7 protein-coding genes are annotated in these 6,352 nt (G+C 53.5%); 2 read left to right on the top strand and 5 right to left on the bottom strand.

The features are described 5' to 3' along the window. Positions 1–163: 163 nt before the first annotated feature. Both rlmF and ACKWMY_RS09200 read left to right on the top strand, forming a co-directional pair. Positions 164–1,129, top strand: a complete 966-nt coding sequence (rlmF, locus tag ACKWMY_RS09205) for a 23S rRNA (adenine(1618)-N(6))-methyltransferase RlmF (protein ID WP_021805132.1) — start codon at positions 164–166, stop codon at positions 1,127–1,129. A gap of 283 nt (positions 1,130–1,412) precedes the next feature. Further along, positions 1,413–2,717, top strand: a complete 1,305-nt coding sequence (locus tag ACKWMY_RS09200; protein WP_261161893.1) for a methyl-accepting chemotaxis protein — start codon at positions 1,413–1,415, stop codon at positions 2,715–2,717. A 119-nt stretch (positions 2,718–2,836) separates the two neighbouring features. On the opposite strand, the gene glnQ is transcribed toward ACKWMY_RS09200, so the two are convergent. The 5 genes from glnQ to dps all read right to left on the bottom strand — a co-directional run bounded on the left by glnQ (position 2,837) and on the right by dps (position 6,335). After that, positions 2,837–3,559 carry a glutamine ABC transporter ATP-binding protein GlnQ gene (gene glnQ / locus ACKWMY_RS09195; protein ID WP_024527505.1) on the bottom strand — a complete coding sequence of 241 codons (723 nt, stop codon included), beginning with the start codon at positions 3,557–3,559 and terminating at the stop codon, positions 2,837–2,839. Next, positions 3,556–4,215 (bottom strand): glutamine ABC transporter permease GlnP, encoded by a 660-nt coding sequence (gene glnP / locus ACKWMY_RS09190; RefSeq protein WP_024527506.1) that lies wholly within the window; start codon positions 4,213–4,215, stop codon positions 3,556–3,558. The genes glnQ and glnP overlap by 4 nt, the downstream gene beginning before the upstream one ends. Positions 4,216–4,328: 113 nt before the next feature. After that, positions 4,329–5,072, bottom strand: a complete 744-nt coding sequence (glnH, locus tag ACKWMY_RS09185) for a glutamine ABC transporter substrate-binding protein GlnH (protein WP_024527507.1) — start codon at positions 5,070–5,072, stop codon at positions 4,329–4,331. A 337-nt stretch (positions 5,073–5,409) separates the two neighbouring features. Beyond that, the gene (locus tag ACKWMY_RS09180) at positions 5,410–5,676 is read right to left on the bottom strand and encodes a DksA/TraR family C4-type zinc finger protein (RefSeq protein ID WP_024527508.1); all 267 of its coding nucleotides are present in this window, start codon (positions 5,674–5,676) and stop codon (positions 5,410–5,412) included. 155 nt (positions 5,677–5,831) lie between these two features. After that, entirely contained in the window at positions 5,832–6,335 is a 504-nt protein-coding gene (gene dps, locus ACKWMY_RS09175; protein ID WP_409486210.1) for a DNA starvation/stationary phase protection protein Dps, read from the bottom strand. Positions 6,336–6,352 lie beyond the last annotated feature (17 nt).

Raw genomic sequence — 6,352 nt, 5'->3', positions numbered from 1 at the left:
TAACCCGATCGGTCCCTTCTCCTTGGGGAGAGGTTTGGGGTGAGGGGCGTTGCACCGGTCCCGTAATCCTACCATTTTGGCGCATTTCACCTCAGCGGCAAGCGCCTCGCCGGGCTTTATGCTATCTTACGCGCCAGAAAACCCTTTCAGAGAGCCCGTCACGGTGGAAAAAAAGAAAAGTTTCCCGCAGCAGAAAAGCGGCCTGCATCCGCGCAATCGCCATCGCTCACGCTATGATTTCCCTACCTTGATCGCCACCTGTCCGGGATTGGAACCCTTTGTGAAGCCCAACGCCTGGGGCGATATCTCGGTGGATTTCGCCGATCCTGCCGCGGTGAAAATGCTCAACCGTGCCTTGCTGATGCACTTTTATGGCATCGAACATTGGGATATCCCGGCCGACTATCTCTGCCCACCGATCCCAGGGCGTGCTGACTATCTGCATCACCTGGCCGATCTGCTGGCGACCAGCAACGGCGGCGAGATCCCGCGGGGTAAAGGCGTGGCGATCCTGGATATCGGCGTGGGGGCCAACTGTATTTACCCTATCATCGGCCAGCGCGAATATGGCTGGCGCTTTACCGGCTCGGAAACCGATCCGGTCTCGCTGGGGGCCGCCAAGATGATCGTGGCAATGAATCCGACGTTAAAAAATACCGTGCGCCTGCGCCAGCAGAAGCAGCAGGAGTGTATCTTTAACGGCATTATCGGCGTTGCCGAGCGCTTCGATGCTACCTTGTGTAACCCGCCGTTCCACGGTTCCGAGCAGGAAGCGCGCGCCAGCACCCGCCTCAAGTTGCATAAGTTGGGTAAAGGAGCAGTGGCGGAAAAGCCGGTGCAGAACTTCGGTGGCAAGAACAACGAACTGTGGTGCGAAGGAGGCGAAGAGGCCTTTGTTCGCAAGATGGTGGAAGAGAGCGTCGGCAAAGCCAAGAACTGCCTGTGGTTCACCTCGCTGATCTCTAAAAACACCACGCTGCCTGCGATTTATTATGCGCTCAAGCAGGCCGGGGCCGCAGAGGTGCGCACCATCGAAATGGCACAGGGGCAGAAGATTAGCCGCTTTGTGGCCTGGACCTTCCTTGATGCCGAGCAGCAAGCCGCCTGGGCGGCAGAACGCTGGCAGTAATTACCCGACCGTTGCCGGCGATCTTGCCGGCAACGATTATTTATTCTGTCGTTCCTTTCATTCTGTCTGGCTTGCGTTATCCTCAATATTGTTAATAAATTCCCACGCTGCTCATTAGTTAAAAAAACAATAATTACCTAGCTTAATAACCGTTTTTATCCAGTTAATCTGGAGCATTGTCGTGCGCAATATTCAGGGCGATAGCGCGCTTACTGGCGAGCAAGAAATGCAGAAAAATAGAGAGTGCTTGCCGTTAACTCCATCTGCCAGAAGGATTTACCCGATGTTTTTAAACCTCCGTCAGTCCAGCAGCCCGTGGCGTGCCGAATTGGACGCCATTGAAGATGCGGTAGCGATGATCGTATTTAAACCCGACGGCACCGTATTACGTGCCAACGATCTGTTCTTGCAAACTATGGGGTTTGAGCGCCAGGAAGTTATTGGTCAGCATCATCGTATTTTCTGCGATCAAAGCTATGTCGCCAGCCCGGCCTATCAGCGGCATTGGCAAAGGTTAAATAGCGGCGAGGCCATTACCGATAATATCAGGCGTATTCGCAAGGGCGGTGAAGTGGTCTGGCTGCAGGGAACTTATACCCCGGTGTTAAATAAGCACGGTCAGGTGGTGGAGATTATCAAGATCGCCAGCGAGGTGACCAGCCGTATCACTCAGGCCCAGGAGCATCAGAGCCTGTTAACGGCGCTGAATCGCTCAATGGCGATGATCACCTTCTCGCCAACCGGCATTATTCTGGATGCCAACGACAATATGCTCGATCTGATGGGCTATCGGCTGGAAGAGGCACGCGGCCAGGCACACAGCATACTTTGTACGCCGGAGTTCGCCGATTCTGACGAGTATCATCAGCACTGGCAACGGCTGGCCCAGGGGGAGTTTTTGACCGGGCGTTTCGAACGCCTCAACCGGCGTGGGGAGCGGGTATGGCTGGAGGCCAGCTATAACCCAATCATCGACAATGAAGGGCGGGTATTAAAGGTGGTGAAAATTGCCCAGGACATCACCCGCCAGACTTTCCAACAGCAGCATGAAGAGGAAATGGTGCGAAATGTCCACCAACTCTCCATGGGGACCGATAAAACCGCTGCCCAAGGGGCGATCATTGTTCAGCAGGCGGTGCAGGGCATGCAGCAGGTAGAGGTGGCCGCGCGGCAGACTTCAGACGTGGTCAGCGACTTGGGGCGCTGTTCGCAACAGATTGGCAATATGGTTGAGGCGATCCGCAAAATTGCCGCACAGACCAATCTACTGGCGATTAACGCCTCGATCGAAGCGGCGCATGCGGGTGAGCATGGGCGCGGTTTCTCGGTAGTGGCTAATGAGGTGCGTACCTTGGCCGAACAGTCCCGTAAGGCGGCCAGCGAGATTGAGCAAGTTACCAAAACCATTCAGCAAGGGGTAACGGCGGCTATCAACAAGATGGTGACCTGCGTGGAACAGGCGGGCGGCGGCGTGGCGCTAGCCAAGGATGCCGGGGAGGTAATCAATCAGGTTAATGTGGGTATGCAGGACGTGGTCAAGCTGATGCAGGCGTTTACCTCGGTCAAACAGGGCGATGTGATCCACTGAGGTTTTGCAGAGTTGCAGACTGTTAAACGCGCGCAGCGAGCGTCGCTCTTAGGTTGAACATGGGATTGATCAATATTGGCATCAATAAAAAGCCCCTTGCGGGGCTTTTTATTATCGCTTCAGGAAACGTGCTGTAAGAACTCGCGCAGGCGTGGGCTTGGCGGGTTGTTGATCAGATCATGAGGGTTGCCATCTTCGGCGATCCGGCCTTTGTCGATAAAGATCAGGCGTGAGGCCACTTTTTCGGCAAAGCCGACTTCGTGAGTCACGATCACCATCGTCATGCCTTCTTCGGCCAAATCCTGCATCACTTTCAGCACTTCGTGACGTAATTCCGGATCGAGCGCCGAGGTGGGCTCATCGAACAGCATCATTTTAGGCTTCACTGCTAACGCCCGGGCGATAGCGACACGCTGTTGCTGTCCACCGGAAAGCTCGGAAGGGTAGTGGTGAGCCCGTTCGGCCAGACCTACCTTGGCCAACAGAACGCGCGCATGCTTCTCGGCTTCTGCCTTCTTCATGCCCCGTACGCGGATCGGGCCAAAGGCCACGTTTTCCAGCGCAGTCAGGTGCGGGAACAGGTAGAACTGCTGGAACACCATACCGGCTTCCTGACGGATAAGGCGGTCGTCAACCTTAGGATCGTTCACCTTCAGGCCGTCTACGACCAGTTCACCACTGGTGATCTCTTCCAGCTTGTTGATGCAGCGCAGCAGAGTTGACTTACCGGAGCCAGAAGGCCCGATAATCACTACCACTTCACCCTGTTTGATGTTCAGGTCGATATTGTGCAGCACCTGGGTCTGGCCGAAGTGCTTGGAGACGTTTTTAAATTCAATCACAGGATTTTCATCCTTCTTTCCAGACGACGCAGCACGAAGCTAAGCATCAGGGTAATAATCAGGTAAATCACCGCTACGGCGCTCCAGATCTCCAGCGCGCGGAAGTTACCGGCAATAATTTCCTGCCCTTGTCGGGTCAGTTCCGCTACCCCGATCACGATGAACAGCGAAGTATCCTTGATGCTGATGATCCATTGGTTACCCAACGGCGGCAGCATACGGCGCAGAGCCAACGGCATGATCACATAGCGGATGGTTTCGCGGCGCGACAGCCCCAGTGCTAGCCCGGCCTCACGGAAGCCGCTGTGGATCGACAACACCGCGCCACGGGTAATTTCCGCAATGTAGGCGCCCGAGTTGATCATGATGGTGACCACGGCGGCGGTGAAAGGATCGATGCGGAAATCGCTAAAGGCCATGGGCAGGGCAAAGTAGATAAACATCACCTGTACCACAATCGGCGTACCGCGGATCACTTCAATGAATACCAGTGCCACATGGTTGGCGATCCAGCCGCCATAGGTACGTGCGAAACCGGCAACCAGTCCGATGATCAGGCCGCCAATCAGACCGAGGACCGAAATCCACAGGGTCATCTTGGCGCCTTCTAACAAAATTGGGATGGCGGGCCAAATGGCGCTCCAGTCGAATTGCATAGCGTTATCTCCCGGTGATCCAAGCAAGGGGATCAATAAACAACAAAGCACAGGGGGCGGGTACACCTCCCCTGTGCTTAACTAATAACTTATTGGCTTATTAACTTCATCAATTACTTAGGTTCGGTACCAAACCATTTTTTGTAGATTTCGTTGTAAGTCCCGTTGTCGCGCAGAGTTTTCAGCGCGCCGTTGACCTTTTCACGCAGTTCGTCACTGCCTTTCGGGAAGGCGATGCCATACTGCTGGGCTTCAATGGATTCGCCTACGGTTTTGAACTTGCCAGCGCCCGCGGTTTTGATGAAGTAAAGGATGTTTGGCGTATCGTGCAGCACAGCGTCAGCACGCTTGGTGCCCAGTTCCATATAGGCGTTGTCGATGTTCGGGAACTGACGCAGATCTTTGGTTTTGATGTGCTGCTTGGCGTAATCCACCGAGCCAGTGCCGCTCTTCACTGCCACCACTTTGCCATCCAGATCCTGGATGCCTTTTACACTGTTGTTGTCAGCATTAACCATCACCAGCAGGCCGCTTTTGTAGTAGCCGTCGGAGAATTCGATCGCTTTTTTGCGTTCGTCGGTAATGGTGATACCTGCCAGCGCCAGATCGACGTTCTTGGTTTGCAGCGCAGGAATGATACCGCTAAAGTCCATTGGCTTCAGGGTGTAATCCAGCTTCAGCTCTTTGGCAATCGCCGCCCACAAGTCGATATCGAAACCGACGTATTGGTCACCTTGTTTGAATTCAAACGGCACGAAAGCGGTGTCCGTGGCGACAACCAGCTTGTCTGCTGCGTGAGAGCTAACGGCGAAGGCCAGGGAAAGTGCGGCCAGGGAAACTTTAAAAATAGACTTCATGAGAGGAATTCCTGTACAGGTTGCGGATTACCCATTTTTTATGTTGCATTTTGTGCTATGGAAGAATCGTGCCAAGTTTGCAATCATTGTAAAAACAAGGGCTTGCGTTATGATGTTGGGTTTGGATAGCCAATTATAATTTTTATGCACCACCAGCGGGCACCAAAATGGTGCATCGCGACCGCCGTGGTGCAACAGAGCTATCATCAACTAAACAATAGCCGGGAAACAACCGATAATTAACAATTATCGATCAATAATGATAACTAACTCTAACTTTATAGCTATAGTCAGATTTCATTTGGTGCAAACTGGCGTGTTTTGAAGGGAAGTAGGGTTAACGCAGCTGGCTGTCTTTGCTGCCCCGGCGATTGAACAGGCTACTGGAAGCTTGCTTTTTATCCATTTCAGTCTGGCAGTTAACACAGTAGCGCACCCCTTGCAGCGCCAGACGCCGGGCTTCGGGGATCTCTGTGCCACATTCCTGGCAATAGTGCTCGCTTTCGCCATGGCCGAGCGCCTGACGAGCACGTTGCACGGCATCATCTACCGTTGAGTCGATTTGATCCTGCACCGCGCCGTCTGCTGTCCATCCGCCTGCCATGCCCACCTCACTATTGAACCTGTGAATGCTTGCAATCTTGCTTGGATCATATTCAGTGTAATCCAGCCTGTTTTTTATACCACTCGGCTTACAGATAAAAAAACAGGCTGGGGCAAGGCCCACAACCTGTTGTTTCGCCGCCAAGATGCCTGGCTTTACTCGATATTGGATTCGATAAACCACAGGAATTTGTCCAGATCGCGCGATGCGGCGGTGAACATGTCTGCGGTGTCTTCATCCGGCACTTCCGTGATGGCTTGGCGGATGTCGTTGGCGACGGTTGCATAACGATCGGCCAGCGCTTTCAGGTGATCTTGCACGCTGTGAATATTGGTCGGATAGCTTTTCAGCGGGGTTTTGTCATTCACCACCTGTACCGTACCCAGCGCAACGCCACCGAGCTGTACGACACGTTCTGCAAAAGTATCTTGATGGTCGGTGATGGCGGTGCGGAAGCCGTCGAGCATTTCATGCACGGCAATAAAATTGGCACCACGCATGTTCCAATGCGCCTGCTTGGTGATCAACGACAGATCGATGAACTGTACAACCTGATGGTTCAGCGCCTTGATGGCGGCCTGCTTGGTTTGCTCATCCACGTCATTACGGGTGTACAACAGGTCAGAAGATTTCGTTTTCACCAGTTTAGCGGTACTCATATAGATATCCTCTTCTT

This window comes from Serratia sp. J2, from assembly GCF_046269175.1.
Taxonomy (GTDB): Bacteria; Pseudomonadota; Gammaproteobacteria; order Enterobacterales; family Enterobacteriaceae; genus Chania; species Chania fonticola_C.
This window is presented reverse-complemented; position numbering and strand designations above follow the sequence as displayed.